We start from the raw sequence: 22,289 nt of genomic DNA, 5'->3' as shown, positions 1-22,289 counted from the left end.
GCGCGCCGCGACTCATACCTGGTGTAGCCCCACTTTTCCTTCACCATCAAGATAGAGTCCCAGCATGCCACCATTGTTGATGCGCCAGATTCCCCTGGCTGTAATGTTACTTTCCTGCGCCGCGCCCACCGTCCTGGCGCAGACGCCACCGGCCCACGTCGCGTCGGCCACCATGCGCTACGATGTGCCGGCGCAGCCCCTCAATGCCAGCTTGATTGCCATTGCCAGCCGTGGCGGAGTGCGCATTTCCATCGATGCGGACCTGGCGCGCGGCGCCAGCGGGGCGGCAGTGCAGGGCGATTTCACGGCGGAGCAAGCCTTGCGCCGCGCCTTGCAGGGCACGCGGCTGGCCTTGCTGAAGACTGACAGCGGCGTGTATACCGTACAAAGCGCCGTGCAAGGCGCCGTGCAAAGCGCCGCGCAAGCCGCGCCGCAGGCGGCCGCCCAGCTGGAGGCGACCATGCCGGAAGTGGTCATCACCACCAATTACCTGGGCCAGGTGACGGAGGACACGGGTTCCTACACGACGGGCGCCGTCAGCACGGCGAACCGCCTGGTGCTGTCGCCGCGCGAGACGCCGCACGCGGTCAGCGTGGTGACGCGCCAGCAGATGGATGATTTCGGCCTGGTGCAGCTGAGCGAGGTGCTCAATCACACGCCCGGCGTGTATGTGCAGCACATCGACAGCGAGCGCACGATTTATTATGCGCGCGGCTTTTCGCTCGACAATTTCAGCTACGACGGCTTGCCGTGGACGCGCGACGCCTCGCTGAACCTGGGCGAATCGCTGGCCAATATGGATCTGTACGACCGGGTCGAGGTGCTGAAGGGCGCGAATGCGCTGATGAGCGGTGCCGGCACGCCGGGCGCCACCGTCAATCTGATCCGCAAGAAACCCACGCGCGAATTGCGCGCGCTGGCCGACCTGTCGGCCGGATCGTGGAGCAATTACCGCGCCATGGCGGACGTGGGCGGTCCCCTGAACGCCAGCGGCAGCGTGCGCGCGCGCGCCGTCGCGTCCTACCAGGACAAGCACTCGTTCGTCGACCGCTACCAGCGCCGCTCCGAACTGGCGTACGGCACGCTGGAGGCCGACCTGTCGCCGCGCACCTTGCTGACCGTGGGCGCCGACTACCAGCACACGGTGCCGCGCAATAGCGACTGGGGCGGCGCACCGCTGTTCGACGCGGACGGCAAGCGTTTCACCATGCCCCGCTCGTTCAACGGCGCGCCCACCTGGAGCACGCAGCAGACGGAGGCCAAATCCGTCTTCGCTTCGCTCGAGCACACCTTCGACAATGGCTGGCTGGCCAATTTGCGCCTGATCCACCAGGCCAACGCCCTGTATGCGCCCGTCGCCTACCTTGACGGTTTTCCGAAGGCGGACGGCAGCGGCACGGCCGTCACTGCGCGCCAGTACAACAGCGATGCCACCAGCAATGGCCTGGACGTGTACGCCAAGGGCCCGTTTTCCCTGCTGGGCCGCACGCATGAACTGGTGGTGGGCGCGAACGCCTACCGCAAGCAATCGGACGACGTCTTCAGTCCGTATACCTTCATCAAGGTCGACAATATCTATACTTACCGTGGCGTCGTGCCGGAGCCACAGTGGGAACTGGACACGGCCCGCGAGGTCATCCGCCAGAAGGCCGTGTACGCGACGGGCCGCTTTTCGCTGCCGCAAGGCGTGCACGTGATTCTGGGCGGCCGCCTGTCGTCCTACGTCAACCCCACGGCCGATATCGACGAGTCGTCCATCTTCACGCCGTATGCGGGCCTGACGTGGGACTTCGCGCCGAATTTGACGGCGTTTGCCAGCTATAGCGACATCTTCAGTCCGCAAAACAGCCGCGACGTCGACAACAGGACCCTGGACCCCGTGCTGGGCAAGAATATCGAGGCGGGCGTAAAGGGCGTGTTCCTCAACGGCCGCCTGAACGCCAGCGCGGCCGCCTTCGAGGTGCGGCAGGACAACTTCGCCGAGTCCGTCGATGCGGTCAACAAGGTGACGGGCATGGACGCCTACCGCGCCATCGACGGCGTGCGTTCGCGCGGCGTGGAACTGGAAGTGTCGGGTCAGCTGATGCCGGGCTGGCAGCTGCAGGCCGGCTACACGCACAAGGTGGCGCGCGATGCGGGCGGCAAGGTCAATACCCTGGCGCCCGAAGACCAGCTGAGCCTGTACAGCACCTGGCAGCCGATACCGCGCCTGACTGTGGGCGGCGGCGCCCGCTGGCAATCGCACACCTGGCAAAACACGCGGGCCGTGCGCGGCGGCATGACCACCGTGCACCAGGGCTCGTATGCCGTGTTCGACGCCATGGTGCGCTACCAGCTCTCCGGCCGGCTTGCCCTGTCGTTCAACCTCAACAACCTGACCGACCGCGCTTACTACGGCATCAGCACGGGCCGCAGAGTCAGTTACGGCGATCCGCGCAATGCCATGCTGAGCCTGAATTACCGCTATTGATAACAGTTGCCGTCGGGATGCGGCAGGGGAATGGGGCAGGGCTGCAGGGGCGTTGCATCGTCTATCCATGCGCCAAACAGTGGCGTGCTGCTATTTTTAGTGAGGCGTGAATTATTTTGCAAACTGGAGGTCTGATTTTTAGATATCTATACGCCTGTGCAACGTCCTTTGTGCGGTGTCGTGGTCCATTATGTCAACGGGGGGAGGGGTATGTCATCCGGAAATCAATCCTCCCCGCCGACAGAAGCGTCAACGCCAGTTGAGGTGCCACAGAGAAACGATGCCAATGCCGCACGCTTGGAAAACGTCAATCACCTGGCATCATTGGCCTACAAGATAGCCCTTGCCATTGGGGCCATCGTCGTCTTTTCATATTTATTCTCGATTCAGTTTTTCCCTGCCTCCTTGGCGCCTGGCGAGGTGGTTTTATTTGTCTTTATTGCACTGGCCTTCAGTTTCATATATGGCTTATTCTGGATGTATGGCACTTTCTCGGCATTGTGGGTGCTGCAGCTTGCCATTTGGCTAATGCCAAAATGCCGGTTCAGGCGTAAAAAATTATCGTCGTTTCGTCCATGGCGATATATGCAGGAAATAGCGGCCCTTCCGACTTCTCGCTGGTGGCCCGGCTTGCGTTGGATTCCCACAAGAATACGTCAGTTTCGCAAGGCAGCGACGAGAAGTAGCAGCAGTCCATTAAATAACATTCCGGGTCCGCTGCGTGGCGCCTTTCCATCGTTATTTTCCATTACTGTATTCATCGTGATGTTGAGTCTTGTTCTCGTCAAAGGCTTGATGGTTTTTACCTTGCTATGGATAGGCTTCTTCCTGGCCGGTCTTTTCACCTTGTCGATGCTGATTGCGGTGAAATCAGGCTGGTCGGCAGACGCGGTTGCGCGCGGCTCCCTACGTCCAATTGTTTGGTGGCAATATGCTTTTTTCTTTTTCTTGCCCCTTGCCATCGTACTCTTTTACGCTGGCCCCACCAGATTGTCGCAGATGGCTTTCGAAGCCATGGGTATTCGCAGCCCGAACGTCAGTATCGAGGTAGCTGAGGCCGAATTGGGCGCGGTTGAACGCGCCAGCGAATTGATCGGCAGGCCCATTCTGGACTGTCGCCGCACTGTAGCAGGGCGCCTGCTATTGCACGGTGCGGATGTATTGTGGACAGGCATAGGCACTACCTCTCTTGTGAGCTTCAGCCTGCGAGGGCCGGATCGATCGACAATCTTCGGCACGGAACAAGTGGTGCGGAGAGAAACTATCCTCCGTTTTGATTCGGCGTCATTGCGTGTCATTACCAGCCGTCCGGCGATCGATATGTGTTTCGACCTGACGCATGAGCTGGGATTGGCATCGCGTGGTGACGAGTTGAATGCTCATATGCTGGAGCGGCTGCACGACGCCGTCCTGACAGTGCGTGGCGCCGGTGTTCCGCGCAGCATGCTGGTGCTGGTGCTGGTGCAAGGCGTTGGCAAGGATGTGGTCCTTCCCAAGGATAAAGATGGCAATAAGTATGTGCAGCAGGCGCAGTTACGCGCCCGGGTGATTGTGAATGCAATCCGTCAGATAATGCATGACGACAATATCAAGATCGTGTCGGAAGGACGATTGAATACAGAAGCTGAGCATGTTCCTCTTCTGGCGGGGCCATGTATAGCGGATGTTCGCATGGATTCATCTGAATGGAAGCGATGCGATATGCCGATTTTTAACGTTGAGTTGCACGTGAAATACGCGACCGCGCATGTGGACGAGCTCAGATAGGCACGAATCGTGTTGCTACCAGTGCCCGCCCTGCGCGCACGCCAACGACGGACTGCTACATCAGAACCGGTACGTCAAGGTCCCTCGCACGCTGCGCGGCGCGCCATACGTGCCTTGCGCATAGGTGTTGATGTTGATGTATTTCTTGTCGAGCACGTTTTCCACGTTCAGCTGGGCCGTCAGCTGGCGTGACAGCTGGTACGTGGCCATCAGGCTGACCGTGCTGTAGGCTTGCTGCGTGACGCGCTCCTTGCCGTTCGGGCCCGCATCGTCAAAGTAGAACTTGCTTTGCCAGTTGACGCCGCCGCCCACGGTGAGGCCGGGCTGGACTTTCCAGGTGGTGAACAATCGCGCCGTCGAGCGGGGCGACAGGGTGTTGATATCCTGCTGTTCACTGTCCTTGGCGCGGAAGTGGCTGGCGCTGGCCGTCACGTTCCAGCCTGGCGCCAGGCGGCCCGACAATTCCGCCTCGATGCCGCGGCTGGTGGCGCCGCGCGCCGCGTAATACGCTTGCGTGGTGGTGCCGGGGACCCGGTGTGCGCCGTCCGGCTGGGCCAGCTTGTCCTGCTTGATCTCGAAGAGGCCGATGGAGCCGTTGGCCTGGCCGCCGGCCAATTCCCCCTTCACGCCCACTTCCATGCTCTGGCCCGTCAGCGGGTCCAGCCAGGCGCCTGCGCGGTCCTGGTTTTCCTGCGGGCGGAAGATGTCCGTGTAGCTGGCATACATCGAATACGTGTCGTTCAGGTCCACCACCAGGCCCGCGTAGGGCACGAACTTGCTTTTGGCGAAGGCAAAGCGGGCGCTGCCGTCAAAGCCGATGCGGTCCTTGTCCCAGCGGCTCAGGCGTCCGCCGACGATCAGTCTGGTGCTGTCGGCCAGGTTCAGGCGCGCCGCGCCATACGCGCCGTATTGTTTCGTCGTGTATTTTTCCGACAGCACGGGCTCGCCCCAGGCCGGCTGCGTGTAGCTGCCATCCCAGGCGAGGAAATTGCCGATCGGTTCGGGATCGAGCGCTTCCTTGACGCTGAATTCGGCGTGCTGCACGGTGTAATTGGCGCCCACGATGGCTTCATGTTCGCGTCCGCCCAGGGTAAATGGCCCGGACAGTTTCACGTCGGCGCTGCTCTGGTCGCGCGAGCCGATGTAGCGGTTCGGGTAGCCCAGCATGCCCAGGCCCGTGGTGCGGTCGGGCCGCTCGGCCAGGAACAGCAGCGGCGTGTCTTCCGTGTGCTTGCTGTACATGGCTTGCGCCTGCGCCTTCCAGCCCTGGCCCAGCGCGTGTTCCAAGGTGGCGTGCACGTTGGTCTGCTCGGTGGCCCAGGCGGCCCAGCGGGGCGCCGTGGTGACGGAACGGTCGAAATCGGTGCGCGAACCGTCGCTGTACCACAGGGGGAAGCCACCCCAGTTGCTGCCTTTCGGGTCGTTCTTCTGGTAGCTGGCGCCCACCATGATCACGCTGCCGGGCGCCAGGTCCGCCTCGGCGGTGGCGTAGACGAGCTGGCGCTGGTTCGAATAGCCATTCGTAAACGACTTGCGGTCTTGCCAGGCGCCAGCGATCCTGCCGCGCACGGAGCCGTCTGCGTTCAGCGGCGCGGCCAGGTCGACGGTACCCCGGTAATCGCTCCAGGAGCCGGCCGCCAGCGACCATTGCCCCTCGAACTGCCTGGCGCTGGCCCGCTTGCGCACCAGGTTGATCGAGGCGGACGGGTAGCCGGCGCCCGTCAGCAAGCCCGTGGCGCCCCGCGTCACTTCCACGCGGTCGTAGATCAGCGAATCCATTTCCGATTCGCCGCCCGAATACTGCACCTTATACGTGGTGGGCACGCCGTCGTACTGGAAATTGTCGACGTCGAAGCCGCGCGCGGAAAAGGTGCTGCGCTCCGTGTCGAACTGGTTGACGGCGATGCCGGGCGTATTGCGCAGCACGTCGCGCACCGTCAGCAAGTCCTGGTCATCCATGCGCTGGCGCGTGATGACGCTGACCGATTGCGGCGTTTCGCGCAAGGACAGCACCAGTCCGGTGGCGCTGGCCGTGGCTGGCGTCGTGTACGAATGCGTCCCTTCCGTGCTGGTGCTGCGCTCGGCCGTGGCGCGCACGGCGATGCCGGGCAGGGTGGTTGCCTCGCTGGCGGACGGCAGCCTGCGCACGGCGTAGTGGCCGCCGCCCTGGTCGACCGCAATGAGGCCGCTGCCGTCGAGCAGGCGGGCAAAGCCGTCGGACACCTGGTAATTGCCGCTCAAGCCCCGGCTGTTCAAGCCGGCGTACAGGCTGGCGGCGCCGGAAATGCTGACGCCCGCCTCGGCCGCAAAGGCGGACAGGGCGGTACTGAGGGGACCGGCTGCCACCTGGTAGTGGCGCGCGGGCGCTTCCTGATGCTGGGCGAATGCGGGCGGCGTCAGGGCCAGGCTGCCCAACAAGGCCAGGGTCATACTGGTGTTGCGGTAGTGCTTCATTGCTTGTTTCCCTTCGTTCATGTGTTGGTCCTGTGTGGATTGACGGGGCACATGCGCGAAAGGGACATTTTTTTTAAAATATTGATGCGGGTTCGATGGAAATCCACCAGCGGCTGTGGCGCTGCACGCGGATGGGCAGCGATGCTTGTAATAGTGATAATAATTGATCCGTATCATGCAATTGGTACACGCCCGACACGCGCAGCCGCGCCACGGCCGGGTCGCAGCGCACCACGCCGTGGCGGTAGCGGCTCAGCTGCGCCAGCACGTCGGCCAGCGGCGTGTCGTCCGCGTACAGCAATCCCTTGGTCCACGTGGACGCATGCGGCGCCAGCGGCTGCTGTGCGCTGGCCGCCGCTTCGTCGAAGCTGGCTTGCCAGCCCGCCTGCACGATGACGGGCAAGCCTTTCGCGGGCCGCACTTCGACGGCGCCCTGCGAAACGGCCACCTGGGTGCGCGCGCCGAACAGGCTGTCTTCCTGGCGCACCGTGAAGCGCGTGCCGAGGGCACGGATGCTGCCGTTGCTGGTGCGCACGATGAACGGACGCTGGCGCGGATCGGGGCTGGTCGCCACGTGCAGTTCGCCGGCGCGCAGCTGGACCAGGCGCAGCGCGTCGCTGAAACCGAGGTCGGCGGCGCTGGCCGTGTTCAGGCTCAAGGCGCTGCCATCGGGCAAGGTGAGATGGCGGATTTCGCCCGTTGCCGTGCGCAGGTCCGCCGTCCATGCCTGCCACGGCGGCACTTTCAGCATGGCCCAGCCGCCTGGCCCGGCGGCGATCAGCAGGGCCAGGGTTTTCAGGGCGGCGCGGCGCGGCGCGCCGGACGGACGGTCGAGCACCGGCATGGCCAGCGGCGGGGGCAGCATGCCGAAGGTGCGGCAGACTTGCTCGGCCCGCTGCCAGGCAGTTTCATGGTCGGGGTGGGCGGCGCGCCAGCGGGCCAGGCCCTGCTGCGCATCAGCGTCCAGTTCGCCTCCTTGCAGGCGCATCATCCAGTGCGCCGCCACGCGCGCGGCGCGCGCATCGAGGGTTGCGCCCATGTCAGGCCAGCAGCAGGATGCATTGCTCGAACGCCTGCACCATATAGCGCTTGACGGTGCGCTCGCTGATGTTCAGGCGCGCGGCGATGTCCGCATACGCCATGCCTTCCAGCTGCGACAGCAAAAAGGCCGTGCGCACCTTCGTGCCCAGGCCATCGAGCATGGCATCGATCTGGTGCAGCGTTTCCAGGATCAGCAAACGCTCCTCCGCCGATGGCGCGGCGGGTGCGGGCAGCTGCGCCAGGGTGGCCAGCCAGGCTTGCTCCAGCGACTGGCGGCGGTAGTGGTCGATGAGCAGGCGCCGCGCCACGGTGGTCAGGTAGGCGCGCGGTTCGCGCAGAGTGGCGGCAGGTTCGCCAGGCGTGGCCAGCAGCTTGACGAAGGTATCCTGCGCCAGGTCGGCCGCATGATCGGTGCAGGACAATTTGCCGCGCAGCCAGCGCAGCAGCCAGGGATGGTGCTGGCCATACAGCAGTGCGACAGGATCGGCGGCAGGGGATACGGCATACGTCACGGCACACTCCAGTTGGCGCGGAAGTCCCGTGCCGCTGGCGCATGCAGGCCCTTCTTAAATGCGAATGGTTCTCATTTTACATTGACGCGCCCGAATGTCAATGCGCTGGCTCAGTTGGCATGGCCATCATGGCATTTCCGCTATACTGGCCCCCCAATAATATTGCCGCCACCAGCCGAAAATCACCATGGACCTCAGTACCCACGCCGCCGTCGTCAATTGCGAAGCGTATCGCGACGGCAGGAAGATCGCCCACTTCGACATCGACAAGGTGGGCGACTTTCTTGGCGACCCCGATTGTTTCGTCTGGATCGGCATGGCCAGCCCCGACGCCACGGCCATGCAGGCGCTGCAATCGGCCTTCGGCTTGCACGAACTGGCCGTCGAGGATGCGCAGGGCGCGCATGAGCGGCCCAAGCTGGAAGAGTACGGCGACACGCTGTTCATGGTGATGCACACGGCCACTCTGGACGGCGACGCCATCGTCTACGGCGAAACCCACGTCTTTCTCGGCCCCCGCTTCATCATCACGGTGCGCCACGGCCCTTCGGCCGGCTATGCGAAGCTGCGCGAGCGCAAGGAAAGCGTGCCCGAGAAGCTGGCCAGCGGCCCCGGCTACGTGCTGTATTCCATCATCGATTTCATCGTCGACCAGTACCAGCCGTGCATCGACCATTTGCAGGCCCGCTTCCAGCACTATGAATTGCAGCTGTTTAAGCCCAGCCTGAGCGAAGACAAGCTGCAGGATTTCTACCAGCTCAAGACGGAGCTGCTCAAGCTCGATGCGGCCGTCAATCCCCTGCACGACATCTGCACCCAGCTGATCCGTTTTCATGGCGACATCGTGCCCAAGGAAAACCGCATCTATTACCGCGACATCCTCGACCACGTCAAACGCGTCACGCACACGGCGGGGCAGATGCGCGAGCTGGTCAATTCGGCCATGCAGGTGGCGCTGGGGCAGATTTCGATCCGCCAGAACGAGGTCGTCAAGCGCCTGGCCGCCTGGGCCGCCATCCTGGCCGTGCCCACCATGGTCTTCAGCCTGTACGGCATGAACTTCGAATTCATGCCGGAACTGAAGTGGCGCGGCAGCTATCCGGCCGTGATCGTCGTCATCATCGCCGGCTGCTGCTGGCTGCACCGGCGCCTGAAGCGCGAAGGGTGGCTGTAGCGGCAGAAGGCCGGCATGCAAATATTGGAGAGTTTTGCCGCGCAATCAGCTGCTACGATGAAGTGGCATGGCAATGCGGTTGACGGCAGGTGGCTGAACCTCCTTGGCGTGGATAGCGGTCCGGCCGGCGCTGTACCCCAGAGCTGCCGGTGCGGACCACATTGCCTGTCCGGCGCCAAAGGCTCCTGGTTTTCAGGAGCCTTTTTTTTGGAGCTCTGTCCCCGACAAATAGGGGAACTCAAGGAATCTTCCCCAGCCCCGGCTGTCTGACTGTGTATCGCAGACAAACGGGAACCATCCATGCAGCCAGCCGAATGGAAAACCTTCATCGCCCAGTTCGCCGTACTGAACCGTCGCCAGCGTCAGGCGAGCACTGCTCTGCTGCGCGGGGCAGGATCGCAGAACGCCGCCGTGGCACTGATCGAAAGCGTGGCCCGGCAGCGGTTACACTGTCCCGCCTGCAACAGCAGCCATGCGCATCGGCACGGTCATGCGCACGGACTGCAGCGCTACCGTTGCGTGCCGTGCGGGCGCACCTTCAATGCGCTCACCGGCACACCGCTGGCCCGCTTGCGCCACAAGACCTTGTGGCTCGACTACGCCGACTGCCTGCTCGAATCGGCTTCCGTGCGCAAGGCGGCAAGCCAGCTGGGCGTGCACCGCAACACCGCCTTTCGCTGGCGCCACCGGTTTTTAAGCCTGGCCAAGACGGACCGGCCCCATTGCCTGCATGGCATCGCCGAAGCGGACGAGCTGTATGTGCTGGAGTCAGAAAAGGGCGCGCGGCATCTGACGCGTCCGGCGCGCCGCCGTGGCGGCCATGCCCACAAGCGCGGCATTTCCAGTGAACAAGTCTGTATCCTGGTGGCGCGCGACCGCACGGGACAAACCCGCGATTTCGTCGCGGGAAAAGGGGCGCTGACGAAGGCGCAGCTGCATGCCTGCCTGCCACCGGTGATCGACAAGGACATCTTGCTGATGACCGACGACCACGCTGCCTATCGCGCCTTTGCCAAGGAAGCGGGAATCAGCCACCAGGCCGTCAATGTGCGTGCCGGCATCCGCGTGCAGGGCGCCGCGCATGTACAGAACGTCAATGCATATCACAGCCGCCTGCGGGCATGGCTACGCTCCTTTCACGGCGTGGCGACGCGCTATCTGCCGAATTACCTGGGCTGGCGCTGGATACTGGACGCCGGGCGCATCCGCTCCCCGGAAACATTATTGAAGGCAACATTGGGCGAGTTTCCACATTTGACGGTGACATAGCCTTTTTTGCCCGTGCCGCCTATGCCTGCGCCACCGCGCTTGCCGCCTCCAGGATCAGCGCCGCCACCTCCACGGGACGCGAGGCCAGCGACGCATGGCTGGCGTTGAGCGTGATGACTTTGCGCGCTTGCAGGCGCACCGCCATGCGCTCCTGGTTGACGGGGGAAATCATGCGGTCGGCGCTGGAAACCTGGTACCAGCTGGGCTTATGCTTCCAGGCCGGGTCGTTGACGGTGTCGCCGAAGGTGCTGGCCAGCGGTGCCTTCTGCACCACGCCCAGCACGGCGCCTTCTTCCGCGTCGAGGTCCTGGCAAAAGCTGTCATGGTATTGCTCGGGTTTGACCCACAGATAGCCGTCGCTGTCGCCTTCCAGATTGGCCGCACCCAGGGGCGGGTGTTCCTGCGTGATGCTGCCCGGGCTTTCGCCCGCATCGGGGGCGAAGGCGGCGATGTACACGAGGCCCGCCACATTCGGCGCATTGCCGGCCACGCTGATGACGGCGCCGCCATAGGAGTGTCCTACCAGCAACACCGGGCCATTTACTTGCGCCACCATCTTGCGCGTGCGCTCGGCGTCGTCGGCCAGCGAGGTCAAGGGAAGTTCGACGGCGCGGATGGCCGTGTGGCCCTGCCGGCGCAATTCGACGATGACGCGGCTCCAGTGGGTGGCGCCGACGGGGTGCGACACAGGCCGCGCGGCCCGTCAACAGGCGGCCGCGCAGTGTCCAGCCTGGCTATTCTAGGCCGTTCCCCGGCTGCAAGCATCGCTTGTCGAATGAGCAATCCCGGTTAAAATATGATCTGGAGCGTTGCAGCGGCACTCACCGGGTTTGCCCTGCACCAGCTCCGATTGATATCAATAACAAACTACATGACAATGAAATTAGTATTCACCGCTACGCTGGGCCTTTTATCGCTGCTTCGCACATCGTCTTCCTTCGCGGAGAATGTGAATGGAAAAAATCTCTACATGCAGCGATGCGCCGTGTGCCACGGAGCCGAAATCAGAGGAACAGGGCCGTTGGCGAATAAAAGCAATCCCCGTACCCCCGATCTGACCACCTCCGCTTTCAAGAAACGGCTCAATGATTATCCCGGCGTGATCGTCTCGTCGGTCATCCTTCGTCCGAATGGCGACCTGATTCCGAAAACCTTGAAAGAAAATGGCGTCAAGATTGCGCCGCACGCCTGGAGCGTGCAGGATTTTCGCGATCTGAATCAATACATGAGCGGCGTGATTTTAAAAAACCGGTGATGCGGCGATGAGCGGCGGGCATGGCAATCCGGAGCCATTCCGAATTGTCGACATGGCCTATTCTTTTGCCGCGGTTGCCCACGTCGTATCCGCAAATTTGCTGGCATGCGCCTTGGTCATGTCGGCAATCTTCAACGCCGTTATTTTAAACACCATGCCTGCTGGCGAGAAAGTGAATATCAAGGCCACGCCACAGCCTTCCTGCGAACTTGAGTATCCCTCATATAGTGTGGGGTCGGCCGAGTTCATCACTTTTTTTTCGCCACGAAAATAGCCGTCCACATACACCAGGACGTCTTTGCGTTCTTCCGCCAGGTAGGTCGCGAAGAACGGCGCTCCGAGCACGGCAATGATGTCATTGGAATTCCTGGCATTTTTCGGCAATTCAAAGCCCTTCAAGGGCCTGCCGACGGTGGTTTCTTCACATGCGCTGGTCGTTGCCGCATACGTATGCGGCACAACGACGCTCAATGCGCCGATGAGTGCCAGCGACAGTTGCCATTTATTTTTTTGAAAGACCATATAGCCGCATTCCCTTGTCAAAAGCTTGTTGTACATCGTGCATGCCGGACGTCGCCAGTTCATAGCCGCTTGACATGGCGTGCCTGCGCTGCTCGGGCGTACCATGATGGTCGCGATCGTTGAAGTTGGTATCGCCCATGGCGAAAAATTCCTGCTTTAATTCTTCATACGCAATTTTCATTCGTTGGCCTTTCATCCCCATGTACCAGCCGGCCAGAAAGTCCGCGTGTAGCTCCGATGGCGTGACGGGGGATGGAAATATCAGGCCCTGTTTGAATTGCAATACGTGGGCCCACTCATGTGCGATGACGCCGCCCATTGCCCCTTCCCACACTTCAGGGAATTTTTGCGGAATTTTTTTGTCCTCGACCGGGTTCAAGGTCCCGCTCATGCGGTGCAGCATGCGGATCCCGAACATGACGCGATAGACGTCATGGCCCGGAGAGGCATAGGCATTCGCACCATCCAGATCGTTAATAAAACCAAAGTCCGCGCGAACGCCAAATGTGCTGGCGAGTTCTTCGATTTCATTCTTCACCCCTGAATCGACGCGAAACAGGCCACTTTCTTCCATTTTAAGGCGGTTTTCCCACATGGCGCCGCCTTTTGTCGCGCTGACAAAGCAGCCAGTATCAAGGTGATTGCCGGGGCTTGCAGAACTGGCGCCAGTGCTTGCGGCCAAAGCCAAGGCCAGGTGGAAAGTCAAATAGTGTCTGAACATGCGTTCGCCAAGTTTGTTATTGATTGCCAATCATATTACATGATCAGTTCATGATGAAAAATTACCGCACTGCGCCCTAGTGCGACACCAGCACCGGTAACGTCATCTCTTGCAGCACCGTGCGCGTGACGCCGCCCAGCAGCGCCTCGCGCAGGCGCATGTGGCCGTAGCAGCCCATCACGACCAGGTCGCAGTGCCGCTGGGCCGCCATGGCCAGCAGGGCCGTGCCCACGTCCTGGCCCGGCGGCGTGTCGTGCTGCAGCACCTCGACGTTGACGCCGTGGCGCGCCAGGTACAGGGCCAGGTCGGCGCCCGGCTGCTCGCCGTGCGCGGCCGGCTGGGCGTGCGAATTGACGACGGCCAGGGTCACTTGCCGGGCCCGCTGCAGCAGCGGCAGCGCATCGGTGATGGCGCGCAGCGCTTCGGCGCTGCCGTTCCAGGCCAGCAGCGGATGCTGCGCGATGGCCGCTGGCGCGGCGCAAGGCGCGTGCGGCACCATCAGCACGGGCCGGCCGCAATGGAGCATCAGGTATTCGGCCGTGCCGGCGATGACGCGCGACGGCGTATCCTGCGCATCCGTCTGGCCCAGGATCAGCAGGTCGCAATAGCGCGCCTGCAGCAGCAGCGCGCCTTGCGCGTCGTCGTCGACGAAGCGCGTTTCGTAGGTGCCCAGGCCTTCCTCGCGGGCGATGCGCTCGAAGTCGTGCAAGGCCTCGCTGGCCTGGGTGCGCAGCGCCTGCATCTGCGCCGGCGCAAACTGCAGCGCGTTGACGCCGCCGCCATATGCGTAGCGCGAAATGCCGCTCATGGCCGAGCCGATCAGGTGCGCGCCTTCGGCAACGGCCAGGCGCACGGCCAGGCGGATGCGCTGGGCGCAGTGGCGGGAATTGTCGACGTGGACCAGCAGGGTGGTGTAGGGCATGGCGTTTTCCTCGGTTGTTGGTTGTCAGGTCTGCAGCACGTAGCTGCCCGGCGCATCGCCCAGGTCGGGTCCCATGGCCGGCGGCGCCGCTTGCGCGCCCGGGCGTTCTGCCAGCCAGGCTTGCCAGGCGGGCCACCACGAACCGTCATGGTGCGGCACCTCGCGCTGCCAGCTGTCCGCGTCGATGTAGGGCGCGTCGTGGCGGTGCGTGGCCAGCTGGTAGCTGCGGTGCGGCTGGCCCGGCGGCGAGACCACGCCCGCATTGTGGCCGCCCGAGGTGAGCAAGAAAGTGACGTCCGTGTCGGTCAGCAGCTGCAGTTTGTAGACGGAGCGCCACGGCGCCACGTGGTCCGTCAGGGTGCCGACGGCGAAGACGGGCGCCTTGATGTCGGGCAGGGCGATGTGGCGGCCCGCCGTGCGGTAGCGCCCTTCGGCCAGGTCATTGTGCAGGAACAGACGGCGCAGGTATTCCGAATGCATGCGGCAGGGCATGCGCGTGGCATCCGCATTCCAGGCCATCAGGTCGCTGTCCTGTTCGTCGAGGCCAAGCAGATAATGGCGCAGCTGGCGCGACCAGATCAGGTCGTTCGAGCGCAGCAGCTGGAAGGCGCCCGCCATCTGTTTCGTATCGAGATAACCCTGCTTCCACATGGCCGCTTCCAGGAAACTGACCTGGCTCTCGTCGATGAACAGCGACAGTTCGCCCGGTTCCTTGAAGTCCACTTGCGAGGCCAGCATGGTCAGGCTGGCCAGGCGCATATCGCCGTCGCGCGCCATTGTCGCGGCGGCGATCGCCAGCAGGGTGCCGCCCAGGCAATATCCGGCCGCGTGCACCTGCGGCGCGCCCGTGATGCGGATGACGGCGTCGAGCGCCTCCATCACGCCCAGCTGACGGTAGTCTTCCAGCGACAGCTCGCGGTCTTCTTCCAGCGGATTTTTCCAGGAAATCATGAACACCGTGTGGCCCTGGCCCACCAGGTAGCGCACCAGCGAATTGTGCGGCGACAGGTCGAGAATATAGAACTTCATGATCCAGGCGGGCACGAACAGCAGGGGCGTCGCATGCACCTTGGCGGTCGCGGGCGCGTATTGGATCAGTTCGATCAAGTCGTTGCGGTAGACCACCTTGCCCGGCGTGACGGCCACGTTCACGCCCACTTGATACGTGCGCCGGTCGGGCGCATGCGCGCCCATGGCGGCGCGCTGCCAGTCCTCGGCCGCGTGGATCATGCCACGCGTCAGGTTGGCGCCGCCGCTTGCCAGGGTCGCTTGCTGCACCACGGGATTGGTCAGCAGGAAGTTCGACGGCGCCAGCATGTCGAGCCACTGGCGCACGGTGAACGTGACGACATCCTCGTGGTGCGGCGCGACGCCGCGCACGCCCGTGGTGGCGCGGTGCCACCATTGCTGCTGCAGCAGGAAGCCCTGGTAGACCAGGTTGTAGGGCCAGCGCCGCCAGGCCGGGTCTTCGAAGCGCCGGTCCTGCGGCAGCGGCGCGATGCACGGCGGCTCGGCGGCGCCGCCAGCGATGGCCGATTGCATGGCGTACTGTTGCCAGCGGCCGATCTTCTTCCACGCTTCCTGCAGCAGGGCTTGCTGCTTCGATGGCGCCAGCGCCAGATGGCTGAGCCAGTCGGCATAGGCGTTGCCCAGCGCGGCCGGTGAAATACCGCCCGTAAACTTGCCGAGCCAGGCATTCAGCAGCAGGTCCAGGGTGGCGCCTTCCGGCGCGCTTTCCGGGTAGTCGGGCGCCGGTACGCCTTGCCAGGCGCTGCCCAGGCGCTCATGTTCCACGTTGTGCTGCGCATCGCTCGGCTGCGTCTTGCTCATCCACGGCTCCTGTCATTTTTTTACAGGATAGCAAGAGCTTGTTTAAAAAATTATGATCTACATCAAGTTTGGCCGGATGCGTGCAGCATGTGGCTTGCCGCCTGGATGGCCGCGTCCGTTTCCTGCACAAACAGGCGCAACTGCTCTTCCAGCGCATCGAGGCGCGCCAGCAACGCGCCCTGCGGCGCCTTGGCCGCTTCGCGCTCGATGGCGGCGGCGATGGCGACGGCCGGCGCGGCGCGGAAGTTGGCCAGCAGGCCGGCCAGGGTGTGGGCTTGCCGGCTCACGGTGGCCCGGTCGCCTTCCCGCATGGCCGCCCGCAAGGCATCCAGCTGCGCCGGCAGGGCGGTCAGGAACGATGCGCCGATGATGCCGATCACGTCGGCATCGGCCTCGGCCAGCGCGGCCCCGTAGCCGAAGCGCGGCGTGTGCTTGTTTATTTGCAGCACATGCTGCTCGATCAGACTGTGGAAGGCGGCCGCGCGGAACGGCTTGGACAGGTAGTCATCCATGCCGCCGGCGATGCAGCGTTCGCGGTCGCCTTCGAAGGCGCTGGCCGTCATGGCGATGATGACGCTTCTCGGCATGCCTTGCGCTTCGCGCGCGCGTATCTGCGCGGTGGCTTCGAAACCGCCCATTTCCGGCATTTGCAGGTCCATCAGGATCATGTCGAAATGGCCGGCGGCCTGGCAATCGAGGGCGATGCGGCCGTTGGCCGCATGCGTGACGCGGTGGCCCGCGTTCGACAGCAGCACGGTGGCCAGTTCGCGGTTCATGGCGTTGTCCTCGACGAGCAGGATGTCCAGGCCGGGCGTGCCTTCGCTTACGGTCTGGCGCGTCGCCACGGGCGCGGCGCTGGGCATGCCGCGGCAGGTGCCCAGCACGCTCATGGTGATGGCCAGCAATTCCTCTGGACTGGCAGGCTTGAGCAGGTAGCCGTCGATGCCCAGTTCGCGGCAGCGCGCCGCGTCGCCCAGGCTGCCGCAGGACGACAGCACGACGACGGGCACCTGGCTCCAGTGGGGCAGGGAGGACAGCGCCGATGCCGTGTCGAAGCCATTCATGCCGGGCATGGCGAAGTCCATGATGATGCAGTCCGCCGGCAAGGCGCCGCGGCAGTGCTCCAGCGCCGCCTCGCCGGACTCGCAGGCCGTGACCATGGCGCCGCTGTGCTCGAAGATCCGGCGCAGGATGGTCAGGCTGCTGGGATTGTCGTCGACCAGCAGGATGGCGCGTCCCGCCAGCGAGGCACCGGGCGAGGGCAAGGACTGCTGTTCGCCGATGGGCAAGGCCAGGTCCACGGTGAAGCAGCTGCCCTTGCCCAGTTCGCTCGACAGGCCGATGCGGCCTCCCATCATCGTCACCAGGCGGCGCGTGATCGACAGGCCCAGGCCCGTGCCGCCGAAGCGCCGCGTGGTCGAACCGTCTTCCTGCTGGAAGGCGTCGAAGACGGCCTCCTGCATGTCGGCGGCGATGCCGATGCCGGTGTCGCGCACGCACAGGCGCAGGCGGGCCATGCCGTCGCCGCTGGCGCGCAGCCTGGCGCTGACGACCACCTCGCCCTGCGGCGTGAACTTGATGGCGTTGCCCGCCAGGTTGGTCAGTACCTGGCGCAGCCGGCCCGGGTCGCCGAGCAGGGTGTGCGGCAGCGCGGGATCGACGTCGAGCACCAGTTCCAGGCCGCTGGCCTGCGCCCGCATGGCGTGGGCGCGCATGGTTTCCTGCAGCAACTGGTGCAGGTCGAAGGGGATGCTTTCCAGGGTCAGCATGCCCGCCTCGATCTTCGAGAAATCGAGGATGTCGTTGATGATGCACAGCAGGGCGTCGGCCGAGGCCTTGACGATTTCCAGGTACTTGCGCTGGTGGGCATCGAGGTCGGAATCGAGCACCAGGTCCGTCATGCCCAGGATGCCGTTCATCGGCGTGCGGATCTCGTGGCTCATGTTGGCCAGAAATTCGCTCTTCGAGCGGCTGGCCGATTCGGCCACTTCCTTGGCCAGCAGCAGCGCGCGCTCGGCCGCCTTCTGACTGGAAATGTCGACGATGGTGCCCACCAGGCCGTGCAGGCTGCCGTCGGACTTCAGCAGGGCCGCCTTGCTGCACAGGACATCGACCTGCCGCGTGCCGACGATCAGCCGGTCTTCATATGTGTGGTTGCCCCGGTCCTGCAGCAGCGCCACGTCGTGCTGCCGCGCTTGCTGCGCCTGCTGCTGCGGCAGGATGTCCGCCACCGTCAGGCCCGCGATGCGCGCCTGGTCGAGATGGAAGAAGGCGCAAAAGGCGCGGTTGGCGCGCAGGTAGCGGCCGTGCACGTCCTTCAGGTACAAGGGGATGGGAATGGTCTCGATCAGCGCATCGACGAAGTTGAGGTTGTGCCGCAGCTCGCGCGCCGCCTGGCGCCGCTCCGTGATGTCCGTCAGGCTGCCGGTGATGCCCGCCAGCTGCCCCAGTCCATCGCGTTCGGCGCGCGCGCACACGTCGATCCAGCGCACGTCGCCGTTGCGGGTGACATAGCGCGCTTCATGGCGCATGCTGTCCACCTGGCCGCCCAGCAGCTGGGCCAGGCCGGCCGCGGCGCGCTCGCGGTCGCGCGCATCGACGAATTGCAGGATATGCTTGCCCAGGCTGTCGGCGGCGTCGAAGCCGGTGATGGTGTGCCAGGCGGGATTGAGGAAGGTCCAGGCGCCGCGCAAATCCGTGCGGAAGACCACCTCGTTGAGGCTGTTGACGACGTTGCGGTATTCGCGTTCGCTTTTCGCGATGGTCTCGGCCATGCGCTTGCTGTCGCTGATTTCCGTGCGGATGGCGATGTACTGGTATGGCTTGCCGGCCGCGTCGAGGAAGGGCACGATGGTGGCGTCCACCCAGTACTGCCCGCCATCCTTGGCGTGGTTGCAGATTTCGCCGTGCCAGACCCGGCCGGCCGTAATGGTTTGCCACATCTGCGCAAAGAAGGCGTCCGGATGCGCGCGCGAATTGATCAGGCGGTGCGTCTGGCCGACCAGCTCTTCGCGCGCGAAGCCGCTGATGGCGCAGAATTTGTCGTTGACGTAGATGATGACGCCGGCCGTATCGGTGACGCTGATAATGGCGTGCTGGTCCATCGCAAAGCGCTGGTTCTGCAGTTCGATGCGGCGCAGCTCCTGCTGCGCCACCAGTTCGGCCAGCAGCACCGACAGGCCCTCGATATCGCCTTCCTGCGGCAGGTGCAGGCCGGATTCGTCGTTGTCGAGCAGGCGCACGGCCGCCACGCGCAGCGACTGGATCACGCGGTTGCGGCTGGCCAGTTCCGTGCGCAGCAGGTCATTCGTCATGCTCAGTTCATTCGAACTCAGTTCCAGGCTGCGCGAGCGCAAGTCCAGGTCGCGTTCGGACTGGTCGTAGGCGCCGTCGATGCGCTGCAGCAGGGCCGGCAAGCCGGCCAGGAAACCGGCCAGTTCGCGCGGCGTGTCCGCTTTCCCGCACAGTGCCTGTGCCTGTTCCAGCAAGGCGGCGCAGGCGCTTTCCGAGTCGATATCGCAGACGCGGTTCAATTGGCGTGCGAGGGTGCGGTTCATGCTTCGCTCAACACAGTCACGGTCATCGTCTGGTTGTGCAGCTGGCAGGTGCCATGCGGCTGGGCGATGCCGATTTCGCCGTTGGAGTAAAAGCCGGCGATGCAGGACGCGCCGCCCAGCAGGTCGGCCACCGCTTCGACCTCTTCCTCGGCCCGGTCGCCCATCACCAGCTTACGGCCCACGCAGCTGACCAGCAGGGCCAGCTGGTCGCCCTGCGCATCGGCATGGGGCACGACGCCGCGCGCGGCCGTCTCGGCCCCGTCGATCAGCCGGTTGGTACTGGAATGCATGAGCTTCAGGTAGCCGTCGGCGAGGATGTCGCCGGCCAGGGTCAGCGAACCCTGTTCTTCGTCGACGGCGAGGATGGTGCGGAAGACATTGCTTTTTTCATGCGCGGCCGTGAGCATTTCAAACGGGAACAGCAGGCCGGAAGCGGGCAGATCGCGCGCATGGTCGCCCAGGTACAGCTTGTAGATGTCGAGCGCCCGCGCGCCATCGAGGCCATACAGCACGTTGTCGACGCAGCGCGTCACCTTGCGCGCGGGGCCGAACGCTTCCCAGCCCGCATGGCTGCCGTAGCCGAGGCGGATATGCTCGCCGTACAGGCCGACGGCGACGATGGTATTGTCGGCCGCGCCGCGCGGACCCAGGGTCCAGGTCTGGCGAAAGGCGCCGCCGTCCGCCGCCAGCCCGCCCGACACCGTCACGCCCGGCGGCAGGTTCGCCTGCAGGCCGGCGATGAGGGCGCTGCCGTTGATGGCCACGCCCGTGCCCAGCATGAAGACGGCCGTCAGACCGTCCTGCGGCAGCGCCTGCGCCAGGCGCTCGCCCGCCTCGTGCGAGTCCGCCATGTCGCAGATGATGGCGTCGGCAATCGCCACCGTCGTGCGGGCGAAGCGGATGGCCGTGATGACGCAGCTGTCGTCGTAGACGCGCTTGCCGGCGATCTCGCCAGCCGTGGAGCAGCCGGCGATGACGGCGCCGGGCAGCTGGCGGCGCAGCGCCGCGTTCAGGCCGGGCGTGGCAAAGTAGGGGCAGGCGCCGAACACCAGCACCAGGTCGGGCGCCATCGCGGCCAGGGGCGCCAGGGCGGCATCGAAGTCGGCATGGTTTTTCAGGATCAGTTGTTGCACGCGCATGGCGGGCTCCTCGCTTACAGTGGGTGGGCGTGTTGCGGGACGGGGTCAGGCAGGCTGTCGCGGATGGCCAGCACCTCGTCCCAGGCGCCCAGGAAGGCGTCGAGGCAACGCGGGCAGAAATGGCTGCCCCTGTTTTGCTCCAGGTACTGGCGCGCCTGAGCCAACGGCCAGGCCGGCTTGTACGGGCGCTCCGAACTCAGCGCGTCGAAGACGTCGGCCACGGCGACGATGCGCGCCGACAGCGGTATCTGCTCCTCCGCCAGGCCGTCCGGATAGCCGCTGCCGTCGTATTTTTCGTGGTGGCCGCAGGCGATTTCCTCGGCCAGGCGGATTAGCGGCGAGTCGCTGCCGGCAAGGATATGGCCGCCGATTTTCGCGTGCTGGCGCATGATGGCCATCTCATCGGGGTCCAGCCGCCCCGGCTTGAGCAGAATATGGTCGGGCGTGGCCAGCTTGCCCACGTCGTGCATGGGCGCCGCCTTGAGCAGCAGGTCCTGCCATTGTGCGTCGAGGCCCAGTTCCCTGGCGATCAGCGCCGAGTAGCGCGCCATGCGCATGATGTGGGCGCCCGTTTCGGGGTCGCGGAATTCGGCCGCCCGCGCCAGGCGCGTGACCAGTTCCATCTCCCTGGCCGTGACGTTGGCGATCGCCTGTTCCACTTCATGTTCGAGCAGCTTGGCGCGGTCGGCCAGCATGGTTTGCGCCGTGCGCAGGGCCAGCAGGTTGCGCACGCGCAGGCTGAACTCGATGGTGTCGACGGGCTTGGTGAGAAACTCCGTCACGCCCAGCGAAAAAGCCTGCTTGCGCACGGCGTGGTCGTTTTCGGTGGTCACCATGATGATGGGGATGTCGGCCATGCCCGGCATCTTGCGGAAAATGCTGAGGAACTCGTTGCCCGACAGGCTGGGCATCCGGTAGTCGAGCAAGACCAGGTCCGGCACATGCGACTCGCACCAGTACAGCGCATCGACGGGATCGTTCATGCAGACGGGGTCGATGCTGCTGGCCTTGCCCGCCAGGGTCGCCAGCAGGCTCAGGTTGGTGTCGTTGTCATCGACGATCAGGATGCTCATGGTGTCTCCGGCGGATGGCGGTCAGGTGGCGGGCGGGACGGCGACAGCCGCCTCAGGCGGCCAGCTTGCCCATGGCGTGCATGCCCATGCCCGCCAGCAGGCTGTCGATGTCGAGCACGATCAGCATGCGCTCGTCGAGGGCGCCGATGGCCGTCACGTGGCCGGCCATGGCTGAACCGTGCAGTTGCGGCGGCGGCTTGATCTGCGCCGGCGCCAGCGGCACCACGTCGGCCACGCGGTCGACCACGATGCCGGTGGCGCCATGCGCGAAGATCAGGATGATCACCACGGTCGAGGCGTCGTAAGCGGGTTCGGCCTGGCCCAGCGCGATGCGCAGGTCGACCAGCGGCACGATGCTGCCGCGCAGGTGGATGAACCCCTTGAGGAAGGCGGGTGCGTTGGCGATGCGGGTGACGGCGCCGTAGCCGCGGATTTCCTGCACCAGGCCGATGTCGATTGCATATTCCTCCTTGCCGAGTCCGAAGACCAGCAATTCCCGGGCATCCGCTTGCGCCAGCTGGCTCGCTGCTGCGGCATGTGTCGTGATGGTTTCCATGTGCTTGCTCCTGTCAGGTGCTGCGTG

Annotated in this window: 17 protein-coding genes; 5 read left to right on the top strand and 12 right to left on the bottom strand. The window is 64.4% G+C overall.

Features of this window, described 5'->3' with window-relative positions; translation table 11 throughout:
• Positions 1-64: 64 nt before the first annotated feature.
• Together OX462_RS15530 and OX462_RS15525 are read left to right on the top strand one after the other, a co-directional pair.
• Positions 65-2,470, top strand: a complete 2,406-nt coding sequence (locus tag OX462_RS15530) for a TonB-dependent siderophore receptor (protein ID WP_409026484.1) — start codon at positions 65-67, stop codon at positions 2,468-2,470.
• Positions 2,471-2,767: 297 nt separating this feature from the next.
• Positions 2,768-4,237, top strand: a complete 1,470-nt coding sequence (locus OX462_RS15525; protein WP_409026483.1) for a hypothetical protein — start codon at positions 2,768-2,770, stop codon at positions 4,235-4,237.
• Positions 4,238-4,297: 60 nt separating this feature from the next.
• Here the strand turns inward: OX462_RS15525 and OX462_RS15520 are convergent, their stop codons facing one another.
• From OX462_RS15520 to OX462_RS15510, 3 genes are read right to left on the bottom strand one after another with little or no spacing between them, the layout of a single operon-like run.
• Positions 4,298-6,712, bottom strand: a complete 2,415-nt coding sequence (locus OX462_RS15520; protein WP_070217851.1) for a TonB-dependent siderophore receptor — start codon at positions 6,710-6,712, stop codon at positions 4,298-4,300.
• A 52-nt stretch (positions 6,713-6,764) separates the two neighbouring features.
• A complete protein-coding gene (locus OX462_RS15515) occupies positions 6,765-7,730 on the bottom strand; it encodes a FecR domain-containing protein (RefSeq protein WP_070217853.1) in 966 nt (321 codons plus the stop codon).
• 1 nt (position 7,731) lies between these two features.
• Positions 7,732-8,244, bottom strand: coding sequence for a sigma-70 family RNA polymerase sigma factor (locus OX462_RS15510; RefSeq protein ID WP_070217855.1), 513 nt, complete (start codon positions 8,242-8,244; stop codon positions 7,732-7,734).
• Between the two features lie 187 nt (positions 8,245-8,431).
• On the opposite strand from OX462_RS15510, the gene corA reads away from it, so the two are divergent.
• Positions 8,432-9,418, top strand: a complete 987-nt coding sequence (gene corA, locus OX462_RS15505; RefSeq protein WP_070217858.1) for a magnesium/cobalt transporter CorA — start codon at positions 8,432-8,434, stop codon at positions 9,416-9,418.
• A 300-nt stretch (positions 9,419-9,718) separates the two neighbouring features.
• Entirely contained in the window at positions 9,719-10,687 is a 969-nt protein-coding gene (locus tag OX462_RS15500) for an IS1595 family transposase (protein WP_070217860.1), read from the top strand.
• A 19-nt stretch (positions 10,688-10,706) separates the two neighbouring features.
• Here OX462_RS15500 and OX462_RS15495 read toward each other — a convergent pair whose 3' ends face one another.
• On the bottom strand, positions 10,707-11,375 hold the full coding sequence (locus OX462_RS15495) for an alpha/beta hydrolase (RefSeq protein WP_070217861.1): 669 nt from the start codon (positions 11,373-11,375) through the stop codon (positions 10,707-10,709).
• 189 nt (positions 11,376-11,564) lie between these two features.
• Here OX462_RS15495 and OX462_RS15490 point away from each other — a divergent pair, with 189 nt between their 5' ends.
• Entirely contained in the window at positions 11,565-11,942 is a 378-nt protein-coding gene (locus OX462_RS15490) for a c-type cytochrome (protein WP_205602388.1), read from the top strand.
• Between the two features lie 57 nt (positions 11,943-11,999).
• On the opposite strand, the gene OX462_RS15485 is transcribed toward OX462_RS15490, so the two are convergent.
• From OX462_RS15485 to OX462_RS15450, 8 genes are all read right to left on the bottom strand, one after another.
• Positions 12,000-12,464: a hypothetical protein gene (locus OX462_RS15485; protein WP_070217863.1), complete on the bottom strand. Its 465-nt coding sequence runs from the start codon at positions 12,462-12,464 to the stop codon at positions 12,000-12,002.
• Entirely contained in the window at positions 12,445-13,185 is a 741-nt protein-coding gene (locus OX462_RS15480) for a hypothetical protein (RefSeq protein WP_070217865.1), read from the bottom strand. Before OX462_RS15480 ends, OX462_RS15485 begins: the two co-directional genes overlap by 20 nt.
• A gap of 76 nt (positions 13,186-13,261) precedes the next feature.
• Positions 13,262-14,107 (bottom strand): universal stress protein, encoded by an 846-nt coding sequence (locus tag OX462_RS15475; RefSeq protein ID WP_070217867.1) that lies wholly within the window; start codon positions 14,105-14,107, stop codon positions 13,262-13,264.
• Positions 14,108-14,131: 24 nt separating this feature from the next.
• On the bottom strand, positions 14,132-15,937 hold the full coding sequence (locus OX462_RS15470; RefSeq protein ID WP_409026482.1) for a PHA/PHB synthase family protein: 1,806 nt from the start codon (positions 15,935-15,937) through the stop codon (positions 14,132-14,134).
• Between the two features lie 62 nt (positions 15,938-15,999).
• Positions 16,000-19,494, bottom strand: coding sequence for a PAS domain S-box protein (locus OX462_RS15465; protein WP_409026481.1), 3,495 nt, complete (start codon positions 19,492-19,494; stop codon positions 16,000-16,002).
• Positions 19,491-20,633, bottom strand: coding sequence for an FIST signal transduction protein (locus tag OX462_RS15460; protein ID WP_409026480.1), 1,143 nt, complete (start codon positions 20,631-20,633; stop codon positions 19,491-19,493). The genes OX462_RS15465 and OX462_RS15460 overlap by 4 nt, the downstream gene beginning before the upstream one ends.
• A 14-nt stretch (positions 20,634-20,647) precedes the next feature.
• Complete coding sequence (locus OX462_RS15455) at positions 20,648-21,706, bottom strand: HD domain-containing phosphohydrolase (RefSeq protein WP_409026479.1); 1,059 nt, start codon at positions 21,704-21,706, stop codon at positions 20,648-20,650.
• A gap of 52 nt (positions 21,707-21,758) precedes the next feature.
• A complete protein-coding gene (locus OX462_RS15450) occupies positions 21,759-22,262 on the bottom strand; it encodes a chemotaxis protein CheW (RefSeq protein ID WP_121669266.1) in 504 nt (167 codons plus the stop codon).
• Positions 22,263-22,289: the final 27 nt, after the last annotated feature.

The sequence above is a fragment of the Janthinobacterium aestuarii genome, from assembly GCF_046113285.1.
Classification (GTDB): Bacteria; Pseudomonadota; Gammaproteobacteria; order Burkholderiales; family Burkholderiaceae_D; genus Janthinobacterium.
The sequence above is the reverse complement of the archived record's forward strand: the minus strand, read 5'-3'. Positions and strand labels throughout refer to the sequence as shown.

What these genes read in the sequence shown, in the direction of transcription:
- OX462_RS15530 (WP_409026484.1), top strand. Translation starts at nt 65, where the DNA reads ATGCCACCATTGTTGATGCGCCAGATTCCCCTGGCTGTAATGTTACTT.
- OX462_RS15520 (WP_070217851.1), bottom strand. Translation starts at nt 6,712, where the DNA reads ATGAACGAAGGGAAACAAGCAATGAAGCACTACCGCAACACCAGTATG.
- OX462_RS15515 (WP_070217853.1), bottom strand. Translation starts at nt 7,730, where the DNA reads ATGGGCGCAACCCTCGATGCGCGCGCCGCGCGCGTGGCGGCGCACTGG.
- corA (WP_070217858.1), top strand. Translation starts at nt 8,432, where the DNA reads ATGGACCTCAGTACCCACGCCGCCGTCGTCAATTGCGAAGCGTATCGC.
- OX462_RS15500 (WP_070217860.1), top strand. Translation starts at nt 9,719, where the DNA reads ATGCAGCCAGCCGAATGGAAAACCTTCATCGCCCAGTTCGCCGTACTG.
- OX462_RS15490 (WP_205602388.1), top strand. Translation starts at nt 11,565, where the DNA reads ATGAAATTAGTATTCACCGCTACGCTGGGCCTTTTATCGCTGCTTCGC.
- OX462_RS15485 (WP_070217863.1), bottom strand. Translation starts at nt 12,464, where the DNA reads ATGGTCTTTCAAAAAAATAAATGGCAACTGTCGCTGGCACTCATCGGC.
- OX462_RS15480 (WP_070217865.1), bottom strand. Translation starts at nt 13,185, where the DNA reads ATGTTCAGACACTATTTGACTTTCCACCTGGCCTTGGCTTTGGCCGCA.
- OX462_RS15475 (WP_070217867.1), bottom strand. Translation starts at nt 14,107, where the DNA reads ATGCCCTACACCACCCTGCTGGTCCACGTCGACAATTCCCGCCACTGC.
- OX462_RS15470 (WP_409026482.1), bottom strand. Translation starts at nt 15,937, where the DNA reads ATGAGCAAGACGCAGCCGAGCGATGCGCAGCACAACGTGGAACATGAG.
- OX462_RS15465 (WP_409026481.1), bottom strand. Translation starts at nt 19,494, where the DNA reads ATGAACCGCACCCTCGCACGCCAATTGAACCGCGTCTGCGATATCGAC.
- OX462_RS15460 (WP_409026480.1), bottom strand. Translation starts at nt 20,633, where the DNA reads ATGCGCGTGCAACAACTGATCCTGAAAAACCATGCCGACTTCGATGCC.
- OX462_RS15455 (WP_409026479.1), bottom strand. Translation starts at nt 21,706, where the DNA reads ATGAGCATCCTGATCGTCGATGACAACGACACCAACCTGAGCCTGCTG.
- OX462_RS15450 (WP_121669266.1), bottom strand. Translation starts at nt 22,262, where the DNA reads ATGGAAACCATCACGACACATGCCGCAGCAGCGAGCCAGCTGGCGCAA.